30 protein-coding genes and 3 riboswitches are annotated in these 24,929 nt (G+C 40.8%); of the genes, 4 read left to right on the plus strand and 26 right to left on the minus strand.

Annotated elements, in window-relative coordinates:
* Nucleotides 1-4: 4 nt before the first annotated feature.
* Nucleotides 5-376 (minus strand): cupredoxin domain-containing protein, encoded by a 372-nt coding sequence (locus tag M1F37_RS01890; RefSeq protein WP_247934501.1) that lies wholly within the window; start codon nt 374-376, stop codon nt 5-7.
* A 10-nt stretch (nt 377-386) separates the two neighbouring features.
* Nucleotides 387-782, minus strand: coding sequence for a CopY/TcrY family copper transport repressor (locus M1F37_RS01895; protein ID WP_001167197.1), 396 nt, complete (start codon nt 780-782; stop codon nt 387-389).
* 184 nt (nt 783-966) lie between these two features.
* A riboswitch (TPP riboswitch) is annotated at nt 967-1,064 on the plus strand.
* An 83-nt stretch (nt 1,065-1,147) separates the two neighbouring features.
* On the opposite strand from M1F37_RS01895, the gene thiD reads away from it, so the two are divergent.
* Entirely contained in the window at nt 1,148-1,939 is a 792-nt protein-coding gene (thiD, locus tag M1F37_RS01900) for a bifunctional hydroxymethylpyrimidine kinase/phosphomethylpyrimidine kinase (protein WP_247934502.1), read from the plus strand.
* Nucleotides 1,940-2,087: 148 nt separating this feature from the next.
* On the opposite strand, the gene thiE (M1F37_RS01905) is transcribed toward thiD, so the two are convergent.
* The 14 genes from thiE (M1F37_RS01905) to M1F37_RS01965 form a co-directional block, all read right to left on the minus strand.
* Nucleotides 2,088-2,720, minus strand: coding sequence for a thiamine phosphate synthase (gene thiE / locus M1F37_RS01905; RefSeq protein ID WP_247934503.1), 633 nt, complete (start codon nt 2,718-2,720; stop codon nt 2,088-2,090).
* On the minus strand, nt 2,713-3,516 hold the full coding sequence (locus tag M1F37_RS01910; RefSeq protein WP_247934504.1) for a hydroxyethylthiazole kinase: 804 nt from the start codon (nt 3,514-3,516) through the stop codon (nt 2,713-2,715). The genes thiE (M1F37_RS01905) and M1F37_RS01910 overlap by 8 nt, the downstream gene beginning before the upstream one ends.
* Nucleotides 3,516-4,040, minus strand: coding sequence for an energy coupling factor transporter S component ThiW (thiW, locus tag M1F37_RS01915; RefSeq protein ID WP_125409352.1), 525 nt, complete (start codon nt 4,038-4,040; stop codon nt 3,516-3,518). The genes M1F37_RS01910 and thiW overlap by 1 nt, the downstream gene beginning before the upstream one ends.
* Nucleotides 4,041-4,044: 4 nt before the next feature.
* Nucleotides 4,045-4,737 carry a thiaminase II gene (tenA, locus tag M1F37_RS01920; protein WP_247934505.1) on the minus strand — a complete coding sequence of 231 codons (693 nt, stop codon included), beginning with the start codon at nt 4,735-4,737 and terminating at the stop codon, nt 4,045-4,047.
* Nucleotides 4,738-4,747: 10 nt separating this feature from the next.
* Entirely contained in the window at nt 4,748-5,398 is a 651-nt protein-coding gene (locus tag M1F37_RS01925; protein ID WP_247934506.1) for an energy-coupling factor transporter transmembrane component T, read from the minus strand.
* Between the two features lies 1 nt (nt 5,399).
* The gene (locus M1F37_RS01930; protein WP_247934507.1) at nt 5,400-6,785 is read right to left on the minus strand and encodes an ATP-binding cassette domain-containing protein; all 1,386 of its coding nucleotides are present in this window, start codon (nt 6,783-6,785) and stop codon (nt 5,400-5,402) included.
* Entirely contained in the window at nt 6,786-7,346 is a 561-nt protein-coding gene (locus M1F37_RS01935) for an ECF transporter S component (protein ID WP_045607222.1), read from the minus strand. It abuts the gene before it with no gap.
* A gap of 155 nt (nt 7,347-7,501) precedes the next feature.
* A riboswitch (TPP riboswitch) is annotated at nt 7,502-7,590 on the minus strand.
* Nucleotides 7,591-7,800: 210 nt separating this feature from the next.
* Nucleotides 7,801-8,430 carry a thiamine phosphate synthase gene (gene thiE / locus M1F37_RS01940; RefSeq protein ID WP_247934508.1) on the minus strand — a complete coding sequence of 210 codons (630 nt, stop codon included), beginning with the start codon at nt 8,428-8,430 and terminating at the stop codon, nt 7,801-7,803.
* 1 nt (nt 8,431) lies between these two features.
* Nucleotides 8,432-9,214 carry a hydroxyethylthiazole kinase gene (thiM, locus tag M1F37_RS01945; protein WP_033683999.1) on the minus strand — a complete coding sequence of 261 codons (783 nt, stop codon included), beginning with the start codon at nt 9,212-9,214 and terminating at the stop codon, nt 8,432-8,434.
* 127 nt (nt 9,215-9,341) lie between these two features.
* A complete protein-coding gene (locus tag M1F37_RS01950; RefSeq protein ID WP_247934509.1) occupies nt 9,342-10,010 on the minus strand; it encodes a TenA family protein in 669 nt (222 codons plus the stop codon).
* A 214-nt stretch (nt 10,011-10,224) separates the two neighbouring features.
* A riboswitch (TPP riboswitch) is annotated at nt 10,225-10,313 on the minus strand.
* A 148-nt stretch (nt 10,314-10,461) separates the two neighbouring features.
* Nucleotides 10,462-11,598, minus strand: a complete 1,137-nt coding sequence (gene lctO / locus M1F37_RS01955) for an L-lactate oxidase (RefSeq protein ID WP_000120723.1) — start codon at nt 11,596-11,598, stop codon at nt 10,462-10,464.
* Nucleotides 11,599-11,758: 160 nt separating this feature from the next.
* Nucleotides 11,759-12,037, minus strand: a complete 279-nt coding sequence (locus tag M1F37_RS09955) for a hypothetical protein (RefSeq protein WP_282184453.1) — start codon at nt 12,035-12,037, stop codon at nt 11,759-11,761.
* 47 nt (nt 12,038-12,084) lie between these two features.
* Nucleotides 12,085-12,435, minus strand: coding sequence for a hypothetical protein (locus tag M1F37_RS09960; protein ID WP_261018190.1), 351 nt, complete (start codon nt 12,433-12,435; stop codon nt 12,085-12,087).
* A gap of 137 nt (nt 12,436-12,572) precedes the next feature.
* Nucleotides 12,573-13,133, minus strand: coding sequence for a TetR/AcrR family transcriptional regulator (locus M1F37_RS01965; protein ID WP_033685234.1), 561 nt, complete (start codon nt 13,131-13,133; stop codon nt 12,573-12,575).
* A gap of 254 nt (nt 13,134-13,387) precedes the next feature.
* Between M1F37_RS01965 and M1F37_RS01970 the strand changes: the two genes are divergently transcribed.
* Nucleotides 13,388-14,011, plus strand: a complete 624-nt coding sequence (locus tag M1F37_RS01970; protein WP_004256189.1) for a cysteine hydrolase — start codon at nt 13,388-13,390, stop codon at nt 14,009-14,011.
* Between the two features lie 50 nt (nt 14,012-14,061).
* On the opposite strand, the gene pyrE is transcribed toward M1F37_RS01970, so the two are convergent.
* The 7 genes from pyrE to typA form a co-directional block, all read right to left on the minus strand.
* Entirely contained in the window at nt 14,062-14,694 is a 633-nt protein-coding gene (pyrE, locus tag M1F37_RS01975) for an orotate phosphoribosyltransferase (protein ID WP_247934510.1), read from the minus strand.
* A gap of 32 nt (nt 14,695-14,726) precedes the next feature.
* Nucleotides 14,727-15,428 carry an orotidine-5'-phosphate decarboxylase gene (pyrF, locus tag M1F37_RS01980; protein ID WP_247934511.1) on the minus strand — a complete coding sequence of 234 codons (702 nt, stop codon included), beginning with the start codon at nt 15,426-15,428 and terminating at the stop codon, nt 14,727-14,729.
* A gap of 233 nt (nt 15,429-15,661) precedes the next feature.
* Nucleotides 15,662-16,915 carry a cell division protein FtsQ/DivIB gene (locus tag M1F37_RS01985; RefSeq protein ID WP_247934512.1) on the minus strand — a complete coding sequence of 418 codons (1,254 nt, stop codon included), beginning with the start codon at nt 16,913-16,915 and terminating at the stop codon, nt 15,662-15,664.
* Nucleotides 16,916-16,924: 9 nt separating this feature from the next.
* A complete protein-coding gene (locus tag M1F37_RS01990; RefSeq protein WP_247934513.1) occupies nt 16,925-17,983 on the minus strand; it encodes a UDP-N-acetylglucosamine--N-acetylmuramyl-(pentapeptide) pyrophosphoryl-undecaprenol N-acetylglucosamine transferase in 1,059 nt (352 codons plus the stop codon).
* Between the two features lies 1 nt (nt 17,984).
* Entirely contained in the window at nt 17,985-19,337 is a 1,353-nt protein-coding gene (gene murD, locus M1F37_RS01995; RefSeq protein WP_247934514.1) for a UDP-N-acetylmuramoyl-L-alanine--D-glutamate ligase, read from the minus strand.
* 113 nt (nt 19,338-19,450) lie between these two features.
* The gene (locus M1F37_RS02000; protein ID WP_024056536.1) at nt 19,451-19,705 is read right to left on the minus strand and encodes a DUF3165 family protein; all 255 of its coding nucleotides are present in this window, start codon (nt 19,703-19,705) and stop codon (nt 19,451-19,453) included.
* A gap of 19 nt (nt 19,706-19,724) precedes the next feature.
* Nucleotides 19,725-21,566 carry a translational GTPase TypA gene (gene typA / locus M1F37_RS02005; protein ID WP_247934515.1) on the minus strand — a complete coding sequence of 614 codons (1,842 nt, stop codon included), beginning with the start codon at nt 21,564-21,566 and terminating at the stop codon, nt 19,725-19,727.
* Between the two features lie 161 nt (nt 21,567-21,727).
* Here typA and M1F37_RS02010 point away from each other — a divergent pair, with 161 nt between their 5' ends.
* Nucleotides 21,728-22,453, plus strand: coding sequence for a 16S rRNA pseudouridine(516) synthase (locus tag M1F37_RS02010; RefSeq protein ID WP_247934516.1), 726 nt, complete (start codon nt 21,728-21,730; stop codon nt 22,451-22,453).
* A gap of 33 nt (nt 22,454-22,486) precedes the next feature.
* On the opposite strand, the gene M1F37_RS02015 is transcribed toward M1F37_RS02010, so the two are convergent.
* Nucleotides 22,487-22,870, minus strand: a complete 384-nt coding sequence (locus M1F37_RS02015) for a rhodanese-like domain-containing protein (RefSeq protein WP_000259257.1) — start codon at nt 22,868-22,870, stop codon at nt 22,487-22,489.
* Nucleotides 22,870-23,139, minus strand: coding sequence for a YqgQ family protein (locus tag M1F37_RS02020; protein ID WP_004261684.1), 270 nt, complete (start codon nt 23,137-23,139; stop codon nt 22,870-22,872). Before M1F37_RS02020 ends, M1F37_RS02015 begins: the two co-directional genes overlap by 1 nt.
* Nucleotides 23,140-23,202: 63 nt before the next feature.
* On the opposite strand from M1F37_RS02020, the gene M1F37_RS02025 reads away from it, so the two are divergent.
* On the plus strand, nt 23,203-24,111 hold the full coding sequence (locus M1F37_RS02025; RefSeq protein ID WP_001222592.1) for a LysR family transcriptional regulator: 909 nt from the start codon (nt 23,203-23,205) through the stop codon (nt 24,109-24,111).
* Nucleotides 24,112-24,163: 52 nt separating this feature from the next.
* Here the strand turns inward: M1F37_RS02025 and M1F37_RS02030 are convergent, their stop codons facing one another.
* Nucleotides 24,164-24,919, minus strand: a complete 756-nt coding sequence (locus tag M1F37_RS02030; protein WP_247934517.1) for an SDR family NAD(P)-dependent oxidoreductase — start codon at nt 24,917-24,919, stop codon at nt 24,164-24,166.
* Nucleotides 24,920-24,929 lie beyond the last annotated feature (10 nt).

Consider the following 24,929-nt stretch of genomic DNA (forward strand, 5'->3'; position numbering starts at 1 on the left):
CCTCCTACTCTACAATCATCTTGCCGTGCATCATGTTCATACCACAAGAGAAACCATACTCTCCTGATTCTTCAGGTGTGATTTCCACTACATACTCTTCCCCCATAGGCAGGTCCGCATGCACACCAAAGTCTGGAAAAACAATTTGGTCCAGACAGGGTGAAGGATCCTTGCGGTCAAAGACAATGCGGGCTGGCACTGATTTCTTGAGGATAATCAACTCAGGCGTATAGCCCCCCATGACCTCCACTCGAATCTCTTGGTAGCCCTTTTTTTGCTGGGCCTTTTGTCCAGATTTTTCAGGCTTTTTGAAAAACCAAAACAAGATAAACGCGATAAGGGCAATACAAATAATGGTTACAATACTATTTAACATGACGTCTCCTTTACATACAATTACATTTTACTTCTGTTACAGCGCTTGATTTCTTCTCAGAAATCACAGCTTCCAAGTCTTCCAAGTCAGCCTGAGTAAAATCACATTCAGCAATCAAATCAGCCAACAAGTTCTTAATCCTACGGGAACAAACCTTGTCCTTGATATCTTGGACAAGCAAGTCTCGGCTTTGGTCTAGAGTTAAAAGCGCCGAATAAACAAAGAACTTGCCTTCTTTTTTCCTTGTCAGACACTCTTTCTCAACCAAACGAGCCAAAAGAGTTTGAATGGTTGACTTGGACCAGTCGAACCGCTCCGCCAGAACCCTTATCAAATCCGTACTAGTCTGCTCTCCTTGCATCCAAATAATCTTCATGACCTGCCATTCTGCATCTGAAATCTGCATCATCACACCTCCTAAATCTACATTTGTCAATTTCAATTATCAGTATACCCTTATAATCTACATTTGTCAACTATGAAATTAAGCTTTTCTTTGAAAAATTGAATTTTAACCATTTGATAAAGGATTTGCAGTCAAATCTTACTATATAAACTATAAAAATATGCTATACTAAAGAAAAAAAGAAAACAACCACTAGGGGTGCGTAAAGCTGAGATTAACGACTGTTAGACCCTTTGACTCAATCTAGGTAATGCTAGCTGATGGAAGTGGAAATGATAATGGGGGCTAGCAGTCTTCTATTGCCTTTCTAAAACGGACCAGCTTGTTCTTAAGAATACAAACTTCAGTTGGTTGGGAGGTTTTAGATGACTTATTTACCCGTTGCTTTGACCATTGCAGGGACTGACCCTAGTGGCGGTGCTGGCATTATGGCTGATTTAAAGTCATTCCAAGCTAGAGATGTCTATGGAATGGCCGTTGTGACCAGTCTTGTCGCTCAAAATACCAGAGGCGTTCAATTGATCGAGCACGTTTCTCCTCAAATGTTGAAATCCCAATTGGAGAGTGTCTTTTCGGATATCAAGCCTCAGGCTGTAAAAACTGGCATGTTGGCGACTACTGAAATTATGGAAATCATCCAGCCCTATCTTAAAGAGCTGGATTGTCCCTATGTTCTTGACCCTGTTATGGTCGCTACTAGTGGAGACACTCTGATTGATACCAGTGCCAGAACTTACCTAAAAACAAACCTACTTCCCCTTGCAACCATTATCACTCCGAATCTTCCTGAGGCAGAAGAGATTGTTGGTTTTTCAATCCATGATCCTGAAGACATGCAGCGTGCTGGTCGCCTGATTTTAAAAGAATTTGGTCCTCAGTCTGTTGTTATTAAAGGTGGGCATCTCGAAGGCGGTGCCAAAGATTTCCTCTTTACCAAGGAGGAGCAATTTGTCTGGGAAAGTCCACGAATTCAAACCTGTCATACACATGGTACTGGATGTACCTTTGCTGCAGTCATCACTGCTGAACTAGCCAAGGGGAAAAACCTCTATCAGGCAGTTGATAAGGCCAAGGCCTTTATCACAAAGGCCATCCAAGACGCTCCTCAACTCGGCCATGGTTCTGGCCCAGTCAACCATACAAGTTTTAAAGATTAAAAAAACTCTCTAGTTCCTACTTTAAGGGAATTAGAGAGTTTTTATACTTCTTCAAACCACGTCAACTTTATCTGCAACCTCAAAGCTGTGCTTTGAGCAACCTGCGACTAGCTTCCTAGTTTGCTCTTTGATTTTCATTGAGTATTAATTAGAAAATAATGTCATCCAACTTTGTTAAGAAGGCTTGCGTTTTTGCCTCTATATCTTCTGCCTGCATCAAATCACGCACTACAGCTACACCAGCTATACCCGTGCCGATAAGTTGGTCAATATTCTCTGATGTCAAGCCGCCAATAGCAACTACTGGAATGGCGACCCTTTGGCAAATTGTCTTCAAGGTTGAAATCAGGGTGATAGGCGCATTTTCCTTGGTCGTAGTCGGGAAAATGGCTCCTGTCCCCAAGTAATTCGCCCCTCCATCTTCTGCCTCGAGGGCTCTTTTTACAGTTTTAGCTGTGACACCAAGTATTTTGTCAGGGCCCAAGACTTGTCGAGCAACCGAAACTGGTAGTTCATCGTCTCCGATATGCAGACCAGCAGCATCAACTGCGAGACAGACATCCAAGCGATCATCGATTATCAAGGGTACCTGATAGGAATCTGTTATTTCCTTGACTTGTTTTGCCAGTTGATAATATTGATTGGTTGTAAGATTTTTTTCTCGCAATTGGACTATAGTAACCCCTGAACGGCAAGCCGTCTCAACCTTTTCAAGAAAGCTTTCCAAGGAATCTTGGTAGCGATTGGTTACTAGATACAGTCTAAGCGCCTCTCTATTCATAAACATCTCCTTTGATGGCATCTAGCCAATTTTCATCTCTTTTGAGGAGCGAAAGCTGATTGAGTACTTGGTATCGAAAATCTTCCAATCCCATTCCTTGAACAACTATTCTCTCAGCGGAGATATTGAGATAAGAAACCGCTAGGAAAGAAGCTTCAAAGGCAGTCTTTCCTTGGCTGAGAAAAACAGCTGTTAAAGCTCCAACCAAGTCTCCTGTCCCTGTTATCCAGTCTAATTCAGCACAGCCATTTCCCAGTACAGCGACCTGATTCTTCGAAACGATGAGGTCCTTAGGGCCTGTGACTAAGAATGACATACCTGGATAGATCTGACACCAGTCTTTCAAGACTTGAAGCAAATCCTCAGTTTCTTGATCTTTAGCACTCGCATCTACCCCAACGCCGTGGTGTTTTAAGCCAACAAGACTTCGGATTTCCGACATATTTCCTTTAAGTACCGTAGGTCTATAGTCTAAAAGGTCTTTAACTAAGCTCTTACGAATGGATGAAACTGTTACGCCAACTGCATCTACTACCATTGGAAGACAAACTTGATCTGCATAAGAAGCTGCCATACGGATTGCTTTTTCCTTCTCAGCTGACAAATGCCCCAAATTGATGAAGAGTGCCTGGCTTTGCTTAGTAAAATCAAGAACCTCACGGGGATCATCTGCCATAACTGGTTTACATCCCAGAGCCAAAATCCCATTTGCTAGCATCTCACAAGAAATCTCATTGGTAATACAGTGAATGAGGGAAGTCGTTGCCAGAGGAAAAGGATTTGTAAATGCCTGCATCAGTCTATCCTTTCATCAAAGAAATATCCCTGAACTTTTTTAAAGAATTCCTGCTTGATTAAAAATCGAAAGGCAATAAAGGAAATCGCTGTACCAATCAAGGTTGCTCCGAAAAATCGAGGAGTGTAGATAAACCAGCTAAGCTTAGCGGCCGATCCTGTAAAGAGTACCATAACAGGATAGGAAACAATAGAACCAATAATACCTGTTCCCAAAATTTCTCCCAAGGCAGAAAAGTAAAATTTTCGACCATACTTATAAAAGAGACCTGCTAGAAGGGCTCCAAAAGTCGCTCCTGTTAGAGCTAAAGGCGGAATTCCTTGAGTCGTCATACGGATAAAGGCTGTCACTGTAGCCATAACCAAGGCATAAACAGGTCCCATCATGATTCCTGCTAGAATATTGACTACACTGGACATCGGTGCCATTCCCTCAATCCGAAAGATAGGCGTAAGGACTACATCAAGGGCAATCATCATGGATAAAATGGTTAATTTGTGAACTTGTAATTGGTGCTTTCTCATATTTCTATTCTTCTCCTGTTTCTAAAGACTGTAAATCGCTCTTCCATGTCTGGTGTTGGTAGGCCATTTCCCAAAACTTAGCTTCCATATGAACACTGATGTGGAAGGCATCTAGCATTTTTTTCTTGTCTGTCTCGTCACTTTCTCGATAGAGCTGATTGACCAGAGCCTCTTCCTCTCTGATCTGTTGCTCCAACTCATCCGTAATATAAGTTTCAATCCATTGTTGGTAGAGAGGATTTGGTGATGGTTTAAGATTAAGTGATTTGCCTATATCATGGTATAACCAAGGACAAGGAAGCAAACTTGCAAAAGCGATGGCTAAGTTTGGCTCTGCAAATTGACGATAAATGTGCGAAATGTAATGATAACAAGTTGGAGCGATTGGATGTTGCTCCATTTCCTGATCGCTGATTTCCAATTCCTTGAAAAATTGTTGGCGGATAAATAACTCACCCTCCACTAAACTCTGAGCATTTTGTTTCAAGAGTCTTTTCATCTCTTGGTTTGAAGTCTTATCAGCCAAGAGGTGATAGGCTTCTGAGAAGGCCTTCAAATAGTAGGCATCCTGAATCAAGTAATAGCGAAAGATGGACGGGTCTAAATTACCCTCTTGCAACTGTAAAACAAAGGGGTGATGAAAGGAAGCCTGCCAAGCTTCCTTGGATAATTCCATCGCAATATCTGTAAATTCCATAATAACTCCTTTATAAAAATAGACTGGTTTGAAGCAATAAAAAGAAAAGCAAGTAGATGAATATTGTCCTTTGAGGAATATAAAAAGTCCGATAGCTATTCTCCACCTGTGCATGTTCGTCATATCCATGCGCCGACAGGGCTCTCAGGTAAAGATGGCGCCACCTAAAGACTGTCATCAGAACCTTGCTGTAAATCAAGGGAGACCAAAAATGCAGTTCTTGACCGCGTAATAAGCAAGCTTCCTTGAGGGACTTGATTTCTTGCTGAATAAGGGGGAAGGAATTAAATACCACAATCAAGGCATAGGCCCAAGAGCGTGATAACCCCTTTTGAGCCAAGTACAAGAAAAGCTCTTTTAGGGAAATAGAGGAAACAAAAACAAGGCCTATACAAACTGTCACAAAGGCCCTCGTTCCAAGCATGACTGCCTGCGAAGCATCTCCGTGTAACTGAACTGCCCAGTAGTTGGCAAAGGATGGCAAAATGGCGAGCAGAATCATCCAAGCCAATACTTTAAATCGACGGTAATAGAGCATAAAGAGGATACAAAATGCGACTACCGAAAGATTCAGAGTAATCGAAGGAATGAAAGATGTTTCCAAGGATAAAATCAGCAAGAAGAGACTGATAATCGGTGTCTGGGTTGCTACTTTGACCATACTATCTCACCTCCCCTTGAGTATTGCTACTCTGAGATGTGAGTGGTTTGGTAATTGTCACTGTTTTCACATGACTGAGACCCTGACTAGTCATCTCAATCCAATAATCAACCACAGAGATCAAGGGATCTAAACGATGGCTAATAATCAGAAAACTTCTTCCTTGATTTCTGTCCTCCACAATCCACTGACAAAAATAATGGCAAGCTCTATCATCCAAACCTGCAAAAGGTTCATCTAGCAAGATCACAGAAGCCTTGCTGGTCAAGATGGTCAAGAGCTGAAGAATCTTTTGCTGACCACCACTTAATTGATAGGGACTCTTATCGAGTACCTGCTCCAGATCAAAATATCGTAAAGCTTGGAGAATTCGTTGATTTCTTTCAGAATCAGGTCCATCTAATTGAAGTTCCTCTCGCAGACTGACTCGGATAAACTGCTTCTCAGCTTCCTGAACAACACCCGTCAAGTCACGATACAAACTCTTTTTCTTTTTCAGGACTGTCCCCTTCCAAGTAATTCGTCCTTTATACTTTTGAAATTGAAGAATAGACCGAAAGAGGGTTGATTTCCCGACACCATTGTCACCCAAAATACAGGAAATTCCTTGGTAAAATGTAAAATTCACAATCGAAAAGAGGGGGTAATTACCCAGCTCACAAGTCACACGGTCCATATGGAATAGTTCTGGGCTAGAAGCAACTCCCTTTGAAGAAACCTGTGCCATCTCAGAGGAAGGAATTTGATTTATTTCCCTTAGTTGCCCGTCTCTTAGCTCCACCATATGATCGATATAGGCTTCATAGTCCGTTAAATCATGGTCGCACAAAATAACTGTCTTCCCATTAGAAGCCAACTCTTTTAGAATCTCCAATATCTCTATCCTACTCTTGCGGTCAATGGATGCGAAGGGCTCATCCAAGAGATAGACCCTAGGATTCATAGCAAAGAGAACTGACAGTGCAGCCTTTTGCTTTTCTCCACCTGATAAGTGATGAATTGGACGGTGCAAGATCTTCTCGCAGCGACATTGCTGGACCACCTCTGCTATTTTAGAATCAATTTCCTGAACGGGATGGCCGATATTCTCCAGGGTAAAAATCAGCTCCTCAAACAAGTTCTCCATGGTAAATTGATGATTGGGATTTTGAAAGAGAATACCAACCGTCTGGACACGTTCGATGATAGAAAGCTGACTGACCTCGCTCCCATTTATCAGGACTTGACCGCTATAGGGAAGAGAACTGACTTGGGCAATCATTTGAAAGAGACTAGATTTTCCTGAACCGCTGCTTCCAACTAACAAGGTAAAGGCTTGCGCATGAAAAGTAAAATCAAGCGGCTCAGAGAAGATTGGGGACTGAATCGCTCGTAGTTCCAGCCCCATCTATGCCTTGCCCCCAGCTGCAAACTGATGATAAAGTTTGACAATGGCACGAACCAAGATAGTACAGAAGAAAAAGACAGAAATAAAGCGCACCACAAGCAAGGAAAGGACAAAAGGCACTGAAAAGGCGTAGTAACCTAACTTAATGTATTCATAGACAAAGCTAACAAGCGTAATCCCAATACTATTGGCAGTTAGAGAGAGCCAACTTTCATAGCGATTCTTGGTTACGATAAAACCAAGTTCACTTCCCAAACCTTGAACCAAGCCAGACAAAAGGGCACCTAGACCGAATTGGCTACCATAAAGGACTTCAGCAAGCGCAGCTAGCACTTCTCCAATCGTTGCGCTTCCCACTCTTGGAACAAAGATGGCCGCAATGGGCGCAGCCATACACCAGAGACCAAAGAGGATTTCATTGGCAAAGGCCTGCAAGCCAAGAGGGGCTAAAATCAGAGTGAGGATATCAAACAGATAGCCAGATCCCACAAAAACGCCACCAAAAAAGATAGACAAGAAAGCAAGTAAGATAACATCTTTTAATTGCCATTTTTTCAACATAAAAAACTCCTTTTTTAAAGAAAAGTGGGGCATTCAAGGAGACCTACCTAAATGCTTTGTATCATCTTCATCCAGTTTCGTAAAAGAAAAAACTCTAATTACAGATAGGAATTAGAGTTCAGCTTACAAGATTAGATGGTTAGTTTCTATAAATACAAAACCATTTCACATTTCCCTTCGCCAGTCTTAACTGTATCAGGTTCAATGGGTATCATCTCAGCCTAAAGCACCCCAAATGTCTTTATTATTTAATTATATAAATATTATAACAAACGATTTATTCTAGTTCAAGAAATTGAACTGGGAAACACACTCTTGCACTCACAAAGATAGCAAGTCTTTCTTTTGCAAAAACCAAATGTCTTGTTTGATAGATTAGCTATTTAAACTAAATCTGGACATATCTTTTTAGAAAAGGAAAACTTCCACTTACTTAGAATCCAAGGATAGATACCTATTGTTCACTCATTTCTCGAACAGTTTTTTCTATATTTTTTGCATACGATATTGCTGAAATGATTGAAACACCATCCATATTAGCCTTCATAATGTCTTTAATATGTTGCGTCCGTATCCCACCAATTGCAACTAAGGGCATTTGTGGCAATAGTTTTCTCATCAATTTAAGACCTTCATAACCTATAGCACCACCAGCATCATCCTTTGACTGGGTATCAAATACAGGACCAACACCAACATAATCTACATATTCAACTTTTGATTGTTGAAATTCTTCCTCGTTTTTTATAGAAAGACCAATTATTTTATCTGGCATCAATTTTCTAATTTCATCAACTCCAAGGTCATCTTGTCCTACATGTACGCCATCAGCATCTATTTCCAATGCCAAATCAATATCATCATTAACGATAAATGGAACATTATATTTTTTACAAAGATTCTGTAGTTTTATTGCTAATTCGACTTTTTCTTTACCGTCTAAGTCTCCCTCACCTTTTTCACGGAATTGAAATAAGGTTATACCACCTTTTAAGGCTTCCTCAACGACCGTATATAGATCTTTTCCTTGGCAAGTAGTCGTTCCACAAATAAAATATAGTTTTAGTAATTCTTTATAAAACATCTTACTTCACTCTTTTGAATTCCTTTACATCTTCGTCTGTAATCTCATATAAGGCATTTATAAATTCAACTTTAAATGTTCCAGGAAGATGCCCATTTGGACGTTTTTCTGCCATTTCTCCAGCGATATTGTAAACCAACATTGCTGTTTCTAATGATTTCAATTCTTGACCTTTTTCTAGTCCGATAAAGCTTGCTACTACAGCACCTAATAAGCATCCTGTCCCAATAACTTTTGGCATCATGGCACTACCATTATGAATCGTTACCACTTCTCCATTTACTGCAATAGCATCCACTTCACCTGTTACTACTATTGGAATATTGAACTTCTCATTTGCTGCTAGAGCAATTTCATCAATATTATCTACGCCCGCACTATCTACTCCTTTAGATGCCACATTTATCCCTACTAAAGAAGCAATCTCGCCAGCATTTCCTCTAATTGCAGCTAGTTTATAATTGTTTATTAAATCATCTGCTACTTTTTTTCTATATTCTCCTGCTCCACAGGCTACAGGATCTAAAACTGCTGGGACATTATATTTCTCTGCAATTTTCAGAGCAGCTTGGTATAATTTCCAATTTTCATCTGTTAATGTTCCTATGTTTATTAATAAACCACCAGCATACTTTAACAAATCCTCTAAATCTGCTGGAAACTCACTCATGGCTGGTGATGCACCCAGTGCTACTAATCCATTTGCTGTGAAATTTTTTACTACATCATTGGTGATACAAATGACCAAAGGTGCTTTTTCTTTTAATAATTTTAAACTTGTCATATTGAAATCTTTCCTTTTCACTTTATACGATCTACTGATTTCGATTTATCTCTATCTTTCGTTAAGAAATTTTTCAGTTACATTGAATGATTTACCTCATCAAATTTGTCAATATCCTGAACCTTCTCTAGGCGTCATAACCAATATCAAAAAAGGCTAATTCTAAAGCGACCGCTTGATTCCAGCGTTCCTGAAGTTCTGTCAAATCTTCTCGACCTTGTCCGACACGATTGAGTTCGTCAACCAGAAATTGAACCCACTCTGTAAAGAAAGGACCTCTGTGGAGATTGATCCATTCCGAATGAATATAGGCTTCAGGTAGAGCCAAATCTTTAGAACCCCAGTCTAAATAGAGACCTTCTGCAATGACCAACATGACCAAAAGATGGGCATAATCTGATGATGACACAGCAGAATACATTAAATCCTGAAAGGCTTTTGTTACAGGATGCAAGGTCACTTCCTGGTAATCATTCTCAGATACTTTTAACTCTTTAAAAGCCTTTTGGAAATAACCGTCTTCATCTGCTTCAAGAAAGCCTAGTTGCTTGGCAAAACGAAGTTTGGATTCAAGCTGGTCTGCGTGGGCTACGCAAGCACCCAGCATGGATAAGAAGGCATCAAAGAAGTGATAATCTTGAATCAGGTATTCTTTTAAGACCTTATTCTCAATTGTCCCCGCAAAAAGTTCCTTAACAAAACGATGATTGATTGCAGCTTGCCAATCTTTCTGACTGCTTTTTAATAATTCTCCAACAATCAAACCTGGTTCAAATGCATAGTCTTGTCTTTCCATATTTATTTTTCCTCTCTTTACTCGTTCGTAATCGACAAAACATCAAGAAAATCCTAGTTTTACTTGACCTTTTTAAAGAAAATCAAGGGCGTTCAAGAAGAGCTACCTAAATGCTTTGTATCACCTTCATCCAGCTTATATAAACAAAAAACTCCAATTACAATCAAGAATTAGAGTTTAGCTTACAAGATTAGATCGTTCATTTCGCCATACGAAAAAACGTTTCACATTTCCCTTCGCCAGTCTTAACTGTATCAGGTTCAATGGGTATCATCTCAGCCTAAAGCACCCCAAATGTCTTTATTATTTAATTACTGAACCAGTATAGCAAAAAATGAAAGCCCTAGCAAGATATTTGACTGAAAAATATATTTATATAGATTTCAATGGTGATTTATTCTTCCTATAGACGAAGAAAAACCTCCACATCAAGTGGAGGCAAGCTATTTTATCAATACAATTTTAAGTCACGAGGGTCAACTGGGAAGGTTGGATTGTATGGGTTGTGACGGAGTTTGAAGTGTTTGACATCTTCAATAGTCTGAGTTCCAGACAATTGCATGACTGTCTTCAATTCCGCATTCAAGTGTTCAAAGACTTGACGCACACCAACACTACCACCGAGAGCCAAGCCATAGATAACCGGGCGGCCAATAGCTACCAAGTCTGCTCCTGAAGCCAAGGCTTTAAAGACGTGTTGGCCACGACGAATACCAGAGTCAAAGACAATTGGCACACGTTTATCAACTGCTTCAGCTACTTCTTGAAGTGAATCGAAGGCAGCTGGTCCACCGTCGATTTGACGGCCACCATGGTTGGTCACCCAGATACCAGAAGCACCTGCAGCAAGCGAACGTTCAACGTCCTCACGGCATTGTGGCCCCTTGACATAAACAGGAAGTCCTGAGTATTCAGCGATAAATTCTACATCACGTGGAGACAAGCGTTGTTTAGCTGATTTGTAAACAAAGTCCATTGATTTTCCAGCACCTTCTGGCAGATATTCCTCAACAATCGGCATGCCAACTGGGAAGACAAAACCATTACGCTTATCGACCTCACGATTGCCCCCTACCGTAGCATCAGCCGTCAAGACAATCGCTTTATAACCTTCAGCCTTCACACGGTCCATGATGTGGCGATTGATACCATCATCTTTACTAAAGTAAAACTGGAACCAATGAGGTGTCCCTTGAAGGGCTTCCGTAATTTCTGGAAGGTCGACAGTAGAGTAAGAGCTGGTTGTATAGAGAGAACCAAACTCATGCACACCACGCGCAGTCGCCACTTCACCCTGTTCATTTGCCAATTTATGAGCCGCAACAGGCGCCATAATGATTGGTGAAGACAATTTTTCGCCTGCAAATTCAATCTCTGTACTTGGATTTTCTACATTGCAAAGTGTATGAGGAACGATGAGTTTGTGGTTAAAGGCACGAATATTCTCACGCAAAGTGAAAGTATCCTCCGCCCCACTAGCGATATAGCCAAATGCTGCTTTAGGAATAACTTGTTGCGCCATTGGCTCCAAATCATAGGTATTGATGAAATCTACATGACCTTCTGCATTGCTTGTTTTGTATGACATAAAATGTCCTCCTTGATAAGTAAGCGTTTACTTTGTATATTACAAAAAATATTCTAACTCTTTTTTCAAAATTTTTCAAATATTTTGTTTGGAAATTTCATACTTTCAATCATTTTACAGCGATAATTAAAAATGATGAACTTTCTTAAGTTATGGAAATTCAAATAATCTTTTCATTTTCTAATACTTTATCATCAAATTGTTCAGCTAGTATAGTTGCTGAGTGATAAAGTTCCTTTGCTTTATTTTTATCATTTTCAAAATAAAGATAGCACTTAGCTTCAAATACTGAAATTCCAGGTTTATAGACTTGCAACGTTGTTACTGATAAAATTTCATTCATCTTTTTTACTAGAGATATCATATGTTTATAGTCATTATGAACAACATAAACAACCGCTATGGCACAAAGAACTGATAGTAGCTCTACATTATACATTTCATTACTAACTAATTGCTGTTTCAACAACTTAATCCGAAAATCATCTAATGCTCTCTTCTATAAATCAAGTCTTGACATTGCATAGCAAAATAATCAATTAATAGTAAATCATTGAATGTGTAAACTTGCTTTAGTGTTACTTGCTTAAAATAATCATCAAAAATATCTTCAGCGAAACTACCTGTCCCTGTTCTTATCAAGTCTAATATTCTTTCAATCAAGTCTAGACTCAGCAACTCTTCCTCAGGAAGAGCTAGTTCTTTATTTTCAAGAAAAGTATCTATCGGAACTTCTAATCGCTTAGATAAATATTGTAACTTAGTAATTGTTGGCAAGGATTGCCCAAGCTCAGTACGCATCAGCTGTTTGATTATTAAGTCAGCTTCTGTCCACAAACCTCTTCTCTCGTCAATTTGTGACGTTCACGTTCCTGTCTTACTCTATGACCAATTTCAGTTTTAATATCTGTTGTCATTCTTACCTCTTAACCACAATCCATAAATTAACATACTTTTAATTCTTCGGCTAAAAATTAACAATAATTCTTTTTCAAATCCGTCATATTATTTTCCAAAACTTGGATGTCTTGGCTGACTTTGAGAATGACAATGCTGCCTTGAATACTGGAGATGACTTGACGGGCCTGCAACTGCGACCGTTCTTCTGACCAGTCAGCATGCAGGTCTTGCAAGAGGCTGGCTAACTTCTCTGTCCACTGGGTCATAAAATCATTGAGAGGACAGCGGAAGTTCTCATCTTCTGTGGACAATTCCACAATCAGATTACCAATTGGGCAACCATAAAAGACTGTCTGACTTTCATGAAATTGACAAACCCAGTCAATCATATCCGAAAACTTGTCACTGTCAGACTTGTCTGCTTCAAAAATATCTTCAAAGAGCTCTTTTCGCCAATTTGCTAAAATATCTTGAATGACCGTCAAACCAATTTCCTTCTTAGATTTGAAATAATAATAAAGCTGTCCCTTGCCAACATCAGCTGCCTCCATGATGTCACTGATGGAGGTGGCATCATAACCCTTCTGATAAATCAATTCCTCAGCACTTTGTAAAATACGCTCTTTAACGCTCATCTACTCACCTCTCTTTTTTCCTATTATAGCAGATTCAGAGTCTGAGACCAAACAATTGAAACCACCTCCTTTTGCCACTGTTTTATCATTAAAATTTTTTGTTCTGAGCAAATTAATTTACAAATTCAATTTTAGATGTTATTATAATTGTACCGAACGGTCAGTATGTAACTAAAACTACCATTTGGAAAATCATCAAACTAACAGTCTAAATTCCTATTGGCTGTTAATCAAATCATATTAGGAGGAACCTCATGTTCAATCAGAAAAATGTCGCATTTGTTATCACAGACCCGCAAGTTGAATTCTTAAAATCTACTGGTAAAGGATTCGGAGCAACTAAAGATGTTCTTGAAAAAGTTAATACTATTGAAAATCTGACAAAGCTTTTAGCTCTTGCTAAAGAGCGTGGCTACAAGCGTTTTATCTCACCGCACTACTTCTATCCACACGATCACAAGTGGCAATTTAAAGCTGCTGGTGAAACGATGATGATTGAAAACGAAATGTTTTGGCGTGATAGCCAGTATTCAGCAATTCCAGAAGGCTCTGGAGCAGATATGATTGAAGAGATTAAACCATTTTTGGATGAAGATACTATTGTTGTCAACGGACATAAAATCTTTGGCCCAGAAAGCAACGACCTTAACCTTCAACTCCGCAAAAATGGTATCGACACCGTCATCTTGGCTGGTATGAATGCTAATCTCTGCGTGGATTCACACATGCGTGAACTCATAGAATTAGGCTACAATGTCATTGTTGTTAACGATGCTGTCGGTGCTCCAGGTGAAGAAGCCTACCAAGCTGCACTAACAAACTACGGCTACATTGCCAACCAAGTTTTGACAACTGAGGAAGTTATCGCTCAACTTTAGTATTAAAAACAAAATCAGGTAATCCTAGTGACTACCTGTTTTTCTATGTTTTAAGCATTTTGCCAATTTTCTTGGTCTTCTTTAAATCGTTTTAGAAGGTCGAGTCCTTCTGGTGTGATATAGCCTTCTTCTTGGGCTAGGTGAATGAGTTCACTGTAGTTAGAAAGCGTCACAAGTTTGACACCTGCATCTGAGAAGTTCTTATCTGCTTTTGTCAATTGGTAACTGAAAATCGCTACAACACCAAGCACATCTGCACCTTCGCGTTTAGCTGCTGCTACGGCCTCAAGAACAGAACCACCTGTTGAAATCAGGTCTTCAACCACTACCATTTTTTGACCTTGAGCTACACGGCCTTCGATTTGGTTGCCTGCTCCGTGGTCTTTTGGTTTGCTACGGATGTAGGCAAATGGCAAATTCATCTTGTCAGCGATGATAGCACCGTGTGGGATACCTGCAGTCGCTGTTCCTGCAATCACTTCTACCTCCGGAAATTCTGCCTTGATAGCTTCCACAAAACCATTTTCAATTAGGGTACGAGTTTCTGGATAGGCTAGTGTCACACGATTATCAGTGTAAATCGGTGACTTGATACCAGATGCCCAAGTGAAAGGCTCCTCTGGTTTGAGGTAAACGGCTTGGATTTTCAAGAGGTGGCTAGCGATATCTTTAGCAAGTGTCATGGTATTCTCCTTTTATTTTGTAATCTATTTCTTTAATTCCAGTCCTGTGTCCATTCTTCTTTGATGGCATGGTAGGCTGCGACTGGATCAGCTGCTTGCGTAATCGGACGACCCACTACGATATAGTCACTGCCGATTTGATAGGCATCAGCAGGTGTCATCACACGTTTTTGATCTCCAACTGCAGCTCCTGCCGGACGAATGCCCGGTGTCAGACAGATGAAATCTGGATTGGTGGCCTGCTTGATGACTTGCACTTCCTGAGCTGAGCAGACAACACCATCTAATCCAGCTTCAGCTGTCTTCTTGGCATAGTGGATCACAGACTCTTGCAGACTTGTTTGGATATTTTGAAACTCCTGCATCTGAGCTTCTGATGTTGATGTGAGCTGAGTGACAGCGATCAATTTTGCTTGACTTCCAAGACCTTCACGCGCAGCCTTCATCATCTCTACACCGCCAGCCGCATGAACATTGGTCATATCCACACCAAGCTGAGACAGGACCTTCATGGCTGACTTGACTGTATTAGGAATGTCATGCAGCTTGAGATCCAAAAAGACACTGTGCCCCAAGCCTTTCAAGTAAGACACAATCTCAGGCCCCGTTGCGTAATAAAGCTCCATCCCTACCTTAAGATAAAGGCTTTCTTCTGCTGGAAATAGAGCTAAGAATTCCTTGACCGCCTCAAAACTAGGAAAATCAAGAGCAATAACTGGACGATGTTCTCGCATAGGTTTCTCCTTTTACCTTTGCTAGTGAGAGAGTCTGGCCACAAGAAGCCACGAAAAAAGGAACCTGCCAACAGCAAGGTTCCACGAAAAATGGGTAGTCTCCACCCTTTCACCGTCTAACCTTAGCTGCCTCTCTGGACTGCTTTAAAGGTTTTTTACTATTCTATTATTTCTACTAGCACTTGTCAAGTAAAAACATGGTCACTAAAGAACTATGAGAGAAAAGATAAAGCCTAGCGGCGCGATGAACGTCGGGTCGTTTGGTTTTGATTGCCCTCTTCCTCCAGCTTTTTCCTTTCCTCTTCTAGTTTATTCTGCTGTTCTTCCAGTCTTTTCTTCTCTTCCTCTTTTTGTTTCTTCTCAGCTTCCTTAGCCTCTTGTTTGGCTTTTTCCTCAGCCTCCATAATTAATTTATCCGCCACAGTGTAACTGTAAATTCCAGCTTCCATATCAATCACACTCGGTTCTGATAATTGTGGCTTAATCTTACTGTAATATGGCAGTTTCTTACTCATTTCAGATAGAGGAACCAAGACCTCGTCCGAATCATTCATGGTCAATCGAATTAGATCTGATGTCACCTTACTTGGGGCTAGTTCCACCTTTTGGATAGCCGCCTTGAGTTCTGAACTAATTTGAGAAAGTTCTGAGGTAAAGGTCTTGATTTGTTCGCTGTCATTAAAGAGAACTGATATATAAGTTTCTGGCAGACTCACCAAACTTACCGAACTGGTCTCAAGCTGACCACTTGAAAGGATTGGATAATGACTTTCTCCAGAAACATAGTAGGCTACAATATCATATTCCTTGACCTTGATAGTAAACTTAGTTGGAAATTGATAGACAAGCTGAGCTGATTCAACCCAATAGTTAGACTTGATCTGCTCTTCATATTTTGCCTTATCTAGCAGAAGGTTAATCGTATAATCCGAATCCTGAATGCCTGAAGCCTGTCGAATATCATCATCTGTAGTTTGCACTGTTCCCTCAACACGAATATCCTTCATGGTCGCATAAGGGCTGAGCAAGTAGGCAGAGACAACCAATAAAAGCAGACTTGGAAATAAAATCGTTAAAGCCCGCAAGATATGGATGCCAAGAATCTTTGCTTTGGCTGGTTTTTCCTTTGCAGCCTTTTTCTCTGCCTTTTTATTCCGTTTATCCTCTTTCTCTGTCTTTTTAGACTTTGATTCTTCCTTGGATGCTTCTTTTTTGACGTCTTCTGACTCTTCTACTTTTTCTTTAGCATCTTCCTTAGCTGATTCTGGGTCATTTGGATCAGATTCACTATCTTGGTCCCCAGTTGCATCTGATCTTTCAGATTTCAAAGCCATTCGAGCTTGTCTTTCCTTTTCCTTCTCCTCAGCTAGGGCCGCCTCTTCTTCAGCCTTCTTTTTTAGATATTCTTGGTTTCGTTTCTGCCATTCTGATAACTCTTTAAATTCTTCGAGGATTTCTTTGCCCTCATTTTTCTTATCTTTTGACATTTACTTTCCTTATGATAAATCTTTTTTCAACAATTGGTAAAAATCTACTAGAGATTTCAATTCCTTAGAAGCCTTCATCTTAGCTTGGTATTCTTCCTTGTGACTTAGTAAGTGAGACAGCTTCTCTTCCAAACTATCCAAGGTCAAATCGCTCTCTTGAAGCTCTTCTGCATAGCCTTTCTTAACAAAGTAGGCTGCATTTTCAATCTGGTCACCACGACTAGCTTCACGACCAAGCGGCACAATGACATGTAATTTTGCCATGGCCAAGAGCTCAAAAATCGTATTGGCTCCACCTCGTGTCACAACAATATCAGCCAATTTCATCAAGGGTTGATAGAGATTGGTCACATAGTCAACACGAAAAAGATTTTGGCTCAACTCGTTAAGGCTAGAATCTCCAGTTAAATTGATAATATTGTAGCGCTCTGTCAGTTCTTTCTTATGGTCTGTCACCAATTGGTTAAAGACACGAGCACCTGCAGAACCACCGACAAACAATACCGTAGGCAATTTTGGATTAAAGTGGGTTTGAATATCCACCAATTCATCTGGTTCTGGAGTTTTTTGGTCTGAAACCTTGGTCACTGCTCCCACATGCTCAACCTTAGACAAACTTGAAGCCTGCTCAAAGGTTGAATACATCTTCGTCGCAAATTTATAGGCGATTTTATTGGCCAAGCCCATAGATAGGTCCGATTCGTGAATAAAGACAGGCACTCTAGACACACGCGCAGCGATAACTGGCGGCACAGAGACAAAACCTCCCTTTGAAAAGAGGGCTTGTGGACGAAGTCGCAACATGATAAAGAGCGATTGGACAATTCCCCAACCAACTTTAAAGACGTCCAGCATATTTTGCCAAGAGAAATAACGGCGCAATTTCCCAGTCGCAATAGAATGGAAGGTGACATCTAGACCCGACTTGAGGATTTCTTGGTGTTCGATCCCACGATTATCCCCGATATAGTGGACTTCCCAGCCATCTTCGATGAACTTGGGCATTAACAAAAGGTTGAGGGTCACGTGTCCAACCGTCCCCCCACCTGTAAAGACAATTTTTTTCATATTATTCCTTTAACTCCGCTACTGTGTCGATAAAGAGGTCGCCACGTACTTCAAAGTTAGCATACATATCCCAGCTGGCATTGGCAGGACTGAGGAGAACCACATCTCCTTGAGTCGCTAGTTCATAAGCCTTGCGGGTCGCATCTGCAATATCAGCCGCATCCACATAAGCCACACCTGCCTTATCCGCTGCCCGTTTGACACGTTCTGCAGATTGACCTAGAATGACCATCTTCTTGAGTCCAGTAATATCTGGAACCAATTCGTCAAACTCATTACCACGGTCCAAACCACCTGCAATCAAAATGACCTTGCTGTTGTCAAATCCTGACAAGGCTTTTTGAGTAGCCAAGATATTGGTTGATTTGCTATCATTATAGAATTTGACACCCTTAATTTCATCTACAAATTGGAGACGGTGTTTGACACCACCGAAGGCTGAAAGAGTTTCTTTGATAGTTTGATTGTCTACACCACGGAGCTTGGCTACAGCAATAGTTGCGAGGGCATTTTCCACATTGTGGCTACCTGGAACACCGATTTCACTCGCTTCCATGACCACTTCCCCACGGAAATAAAGTTGACCATCTTCCAGATAGGCTCCATCAACCTTTTCCTGTGTTGAAAATGGTACAACGGTCGCTTGTGTTTTAGTAGCCAATTCTTTTGCCAAGTCTTGGTTAAAGTTCAAGACAAGGAAATCAGCCGCTGTCATCTTGTTCTGGATATTCCACTTGGCTGCTACATATTCCTCAAAAGAACCATGGTAATCGATATGAGTTGGCATGAGGTTGGTAATAACCGCAATCTCTGGATGGAATTCTTGAACGCCCATCAGTTGGAAAGAAGAAAGTTCCATGACAAGCGTGTCCTTATCTGTCGCTGTTTGGGCCACTTGACTGGCAGGATAGCCGATATTTCCTGATAAGAGACCATGTTGACCGGCAGCAGTCAAAACTTCCCCAATCATGGTCGTTGAGGTTGTTTTTCCATTTGAACCTGTGATACCAACAATCGGTGCTTCTGAAATCAAGTAAGCCAATTCCACCTCAGTCAAGACTGGAATTCCCTTGGCCAAAGCCTTTTCAATCATGGGATTGCTGTAAGGGATACCTGGATTTTTCACCATAAGAGCAAACTCTTCATCCAAGAGTTCCAAAGGATGGCCACCTGTGATAACCTTGATCCCTTCTTCCAACAAACTTTGCGCAGCTGGATTGTCCTCGAAGGGTTTCCCGTCATTTACTGTCACAATGGCACCTAGCTTGTCCAATAAACGAGCTGCAGATTCACCAGACTTGGCCAAACCTAAAACAAGGACTTTTTGATTTCTAAATCGATCTATTACTTTCATGTCTCGAACTCCATTTCTACTCTTACTATTTTACCATTTTTATGGAAATAATTCTAAATGAAAATGCTCAGATTCAGCATTCTAACAAGCAAAAAGAGAGCCAAAACTCTCTTTTATCTTCTTTTACTTTTATTGACCGACATGAGGGTAATATCTCGCAAGCTAAAGTATGCTAGGAAGAGCATGGCGATTGCGATAAAGAATTCTGTCGGTAGCTGAAAGATTTGCAGGACAGACAACATGAGCAAAATCAAAAGTGCTACAAAAGCAAAGACGACAAGGACGATATTGACTGTCCCTTTAATGCTTTCTGGTGTCGCAAATACATAGAGTAGTAATAAGAGGAGTCCTATGATTAAATAAACCATCTTTATCTCTTTCTAGCTCTTATTCAGCTGATTTTTTCTTCTTGTTAGCTTTCTCACGCTCTGCCTTGTTAAGGATTTGTTTACGCAAACGGATAGACTCTGGCGTTACTTCCATGTACTCATCGTCGTTCAAGAACTCAAGTGACTCTTCAAGTGTCAAGATACGAGGAGTCTTGATTACAGCTGTTTGGTCCTTAGTAGCTGAACGAACGTTAGTCATTTGTTTAGCCTTAGTGATATTAACTGTCAAGTCATTTTCACGAGAGTTTTCACCAATAATCATACCTTCGTAAACCTCAGTACCTGGATTTACAAAGATCGTACCACGTTCTTCGATAGACATGATTGAGTATGTTGTTGCCTTACCAGCATCTATAGAAACAAGAGCACCACGGTGACGTCCACCAATTTCACCTGGAATCAATGGCAAGTATTGATCAAATGTATGGTTCATGATTCCGTAACCACGAGTCATTGACAAGAACTCAGTTGAGTATCCAATCAAACCACGCGCAGGAACAAGGAAGACCAAACGAGTTTGACCATTACCAGTTGAAATCATATCCAACATTTCACCCTTACGCTCAGAAAGACTTTGAATAACTGAACCTTGGTATTCTTCTGGTGTGTCGATTTGTACGCGTTCAAATGGCTCACATTTAACACCGTCGATTTCTTTTACGATAACTTCTGGACGAGATACTTGAAGTTCATATCCCTCACGACGCATTGTTTCGATAAGGATTGACAAGTGCAATTCTCCACGTCCTGAAACAGTCCATTTATCTGGTGAATCAGTTGGGTCAACACGGAGGGAAACGTCTGTTTGCAACTCAGCTTGAAGGCGCTCTTCTACCTTACGAGAAGTTACCCATTTACCTTCTTTACCAGCAAATGGTGAGTTGTTGACCAAGAAAGTCATTTGAAGAGTTGGTTCATCGATGTGTAGGATTGGAAGAGCTTCAACTGCGTCTGTCGGAGTGATAGTTTCACCGACAAAGATATCTTCCATACCAGAAACGGCAATCAAATCACCAGCTTTGGCTTCTTGAATTTCACGACGTTCTAAACCAAAGAAACCGAAGAGTTTTGTAACACGGAAGTTTTTAGTTGTGCCATCAAGTTTAGAAAGGGTAACTTGGTCCCCAACCTTAACAGTACCACGGAAGACACGACCGATACCGATACGTCCAACGAAGTCATTGTAGTCCAAAAGTGACACTTGGAACTGCAAAGGCTCATCTGAGTTATCTACTGGAGCTGGGATATGGTCGATAATCGTATCAAAGATTGGCGCCATAGTAGCTTCTTGGTCAGCTGGATCATCTGACAATGAAGAAGTTCCGTTGATAGCAGAAGCATAGACCACTGGGAAGTCAAGCTGGTCGTCATCTGCACCAAGCTCGATGAAAAGTTCCAATACTTCGTCCACTACTTCTGCTGGACGAGCTGATGGTTTATCGATTTTGTTAACAACCACGATTGGGACAAGGTCTTGTTCCAAGGCTTTTTTCAATACGAAACGAGTTTGTGGCATTGTTCCCTCGTAGGCATCTACGACCAAGACAACACCATCAACCATTTTCATGATACGCTCAACTTCTCCACCGAAGTCCGCGTGTCCTGGTGTGTCCATGATGTTGATACGAGTTCCGTTGTAGGCAACAGCTGTATTTTTAGCAAGGATGGTAATTCCACGCTCTTTTTCGATATCGTTTGAGTCCATAGCACGCTCTGCCAATTCAGTACGTGCATCTAAGGTTGATGATTGTTTCAATAATTCGTCAACGAGGGTTGTTTTACCGTGGTCAACGTGGGCGATAATCGCAATGTTACGGATATCTTCTCTTAATTTTGTCATGATTTCCTCTATAATATTCAAAATTTATTTTCTAACTGAACGATTATACCATAATTTCAAGTAAATAACATAATTCAAGCAAGTGTAAATGTTTTCACTCCTCTTTTCTTTTCACATCAATCCTTTTCAAAGCAAGCGACTTATGATAAGATAGGCACAGTATGCGTTTAGATAATTTATTAGCCCAAGAAAAAATCAGCCGAAAGGCCATGAAACAAGCCTTACTCAAAGGGGAAATTCTAGTCGATGGTTGCCCAGCCCGCTCCCTATCCCAAAATATTGATACAGGACTACAAGAACTCCTTTTTCAGGGCCGAATCATTCGAGGTTATGAGCACACCTATCTTATGCTTCATAAGCCTGCTGGTGTCGTGACAGCCAACAAAGACAAGAAACTTCCAACCGTCATGGACCTGCTGCCCAAGCATCTCCAGTCAGAGCAACTCTACGCCATTGGTCGTCTGGATCGAGATACGACAGGACTTCTCCTATTAACGGATAATGGTCCTCTAGGTTTTCAACTCCTCCACCCTCAATATCATGTGGATAAAACTTATCAAGTTGAAGTTAATGGACTTCTAACACCTGACCATATCCAAGTCTTTCAAAAGGGAATTGTCTTTTTAGATGGCACTATCTGTAAACCTGCAAGACTAGAGATTCTATCTGCAAGTCTTTCCCACAGCCAAGCCTCTATCACCATTTCAGAAGGAAAATTTCATCAAGTCAAGAAAATGTTCCTCTCGGTTGGTGTCAAGGTGACCTCCCTCAAACGCACCCATTTTGGCCCTTGGGGCTTGGATGAGAATCTCCAAGAAGGAGACTACCGCCCCCTAAACTCCCAAGAGTTGGCAAATATTCGTGACTTTCTCAGAAAAAGTGGTTAAAAAATGAGCTCGGAAACCTCCAAGCTCGTTTTCTTATTTCTCAACTTTGACTTTCCCTTTCCAAGAATCCAAGCCATAAGAAAGGATATAAATCTCAGAAAAACCTTGTTTTTTCAAGTAAAGGGCTGCATTTGTGACACGTTGCGCACGTTGGTTTTCGTAGAGAAGGACAGGTTTATCCTTACGAAGGGCTGCAAGACTAGTCTTCAACTGACTTGAAGGAATATTGCGGGCACCGAGGATATGTTTTCTGTGAAATTCAGCTGGGTCTCGCAAATCAATCAATTGACCTGTACGAATCAAGGCTTCAAACTCCTCATTGTCTACGATTTTAGCCGCACGGCGAATACGAAGATAGTTAAAGCCCATCCATGCCAACATTGCTAGTATAAGTGCCCACAAAATCCAAGTAACCATTAGTTCATTTCTCCATTTTTCTCAATATAATCCAACTCTACTTTGTGCTCTCTGCGAAGAACCGCTTCTGCTTCTAGATAGTCTAATTTGTCCATCAACCCTGCATCATAAATTCGAGAGAGCTCCAACTTCATCAGTTCAATATCATATAAGCGTTTTCCCATGTAAACAATAATACCAAATCGTTTTAGGAATTGCTGCACATCATAGAATGTTTTCATAAGACTCATTCTAGCAAAATTTTGTGTTTTTTTCAAGAAGAGACTCACACAATGTCCCTGATTTTCCTATCTTCTTTGGCGATTCTGACGCAAGTGTGGTACAATAAAAACATGAGAATTCAACAATTACATTATATTATCAAAATCGTCGAAACTGGCTCCATGAATGAGGCAGCCAAGCAACTCTTTATCACCCAGCCGAGTCTTTCCAATGCTGTGAGAGATTTGGAAAATGAAATGGGCATTGAAATCTTTATTCGTAATCCTAAGGGTATCACCTTGACCCGTGATGGGATGGAGTTTCTCTCTTATGCTCGTCAGGTTGTCGAGCAGACCCAGCTTCTGGAGGAACGCTATAAAAATCCTGTCGCCCACCGCGAACTCTTTAGCGTTTCGTCTCAACACTACGCCTTTGTGGTCAATGCCTTTGTCTCTCTGCTCAAGAAAAGTGATATGGAGAAATACGAGCTCTTCCTTCGTGAAACTCGGACTTGGGAAATTATCGACGACGTCAAGAACTTCCGTAGTGAGGTCGGTGTCCTATTTTTGAACAGCTACAACCGTGATGTTTTAACCAAGATGCTGGATGACAATCACCTGCTGGCTCACCATCTCTTTACCGCGCAACCGCATATCTTTGTCAGCAAGACCAATCCTCTGGCAAAAAAAGACAAGGTGAAACTCTCTGATTTGGAGAATTTTCCTTACCTCAGCTATGACCAAGGAACTCACAACTCCTTCTACTTTTCAGAAGAAATTCTTTCCCAAGAACACCACAAAAAATCTATCGTGGTCAGTGACCGTGCCACCCTCTTTAATCTCTTGATTGGTTTGGACGGTTATACCATTGCAACTGGGATTTTGAACAGCAACCTCAACGGAGACAATATTGTTTCTATCCCACTAGATATTGATGATCCTATCGAGCTGGTCTATATCCAGCATGAGAAAACCAGCCTTTCTAAGATGGGCGAACGCTTTATCGACTATCTACTAGAAGAAGTTCAGTTTGATAGTTGAGAAATAATAAGAACCAATATGTAGGCTAGCAACACCTGCACATTGGTTCTTTTTACTTATAATTAAAAGTCTCTCCTGCCAACTTATCAGCTAACTTGGGAAAGAGGGTATAAAACTTATGGGCCAAATTTAACAAAAGAGGGAGATTAAGCTCGCGTTTGTTTTTTCCTATAATCCTGACAATCTTTTTAGCCACTGCATCAGGTTCTAGTAAGAAACGGTCAACCGATTTGAGATAGGTACCATCTGGGTCGGCCTGGTCAAAAAATCCTGTACGGATAGGTCCTGGATTGACTGTTGTCACATAGACTCCATAGGACATGAGTTCGAGGCGAAGAGCATTTGAAAATCCAATGGCCGCAAACTTGGTCGCTGAGTAAAGGCTGGATTTGCCAGTAGCGATCAAACCTGCCATGCTGACGATATTGATGATATGGCCTTTTCGACTATCCTTCATACGAGCTGCAAGCAAACGAGACAGATTCATCAAAGCAAAGGTATTAACCTCAAACATTTGATGAATGTCTTGATTAGAAATCTTGTCAAATTCTTCAAAAATCCCGTAACCAGCGTTGTTAATTAAAACATCAATATTGCCATAACGCTGGTAGAGTTCAGCAACTAGTTCTTCTAAGGCTTGAGCATCGGTAATATCAATCTCAATCAATTCTGCATGGGGATGGCTTCCATAGAGTTGAGCTAATTTTTCCTTATCTCGACCAAGCAAGATGAGTTGGTCATTTGGCAGGAGTTTGACCATTTCTTGGGCTAGACCACCGCTAGCTCCGGTAATGAGAATAGTACGCATACTTATCCTT

The sequence above is a fragment of the Streptococcus mitis genome (assembly GCF_023109105.1).
Classification (GTDB): Bacteria; Bacillota; Bacilli; order Lactobacillales; family Streptococcaceae; genus Streptococcus; species Streptococcus mitis_BW.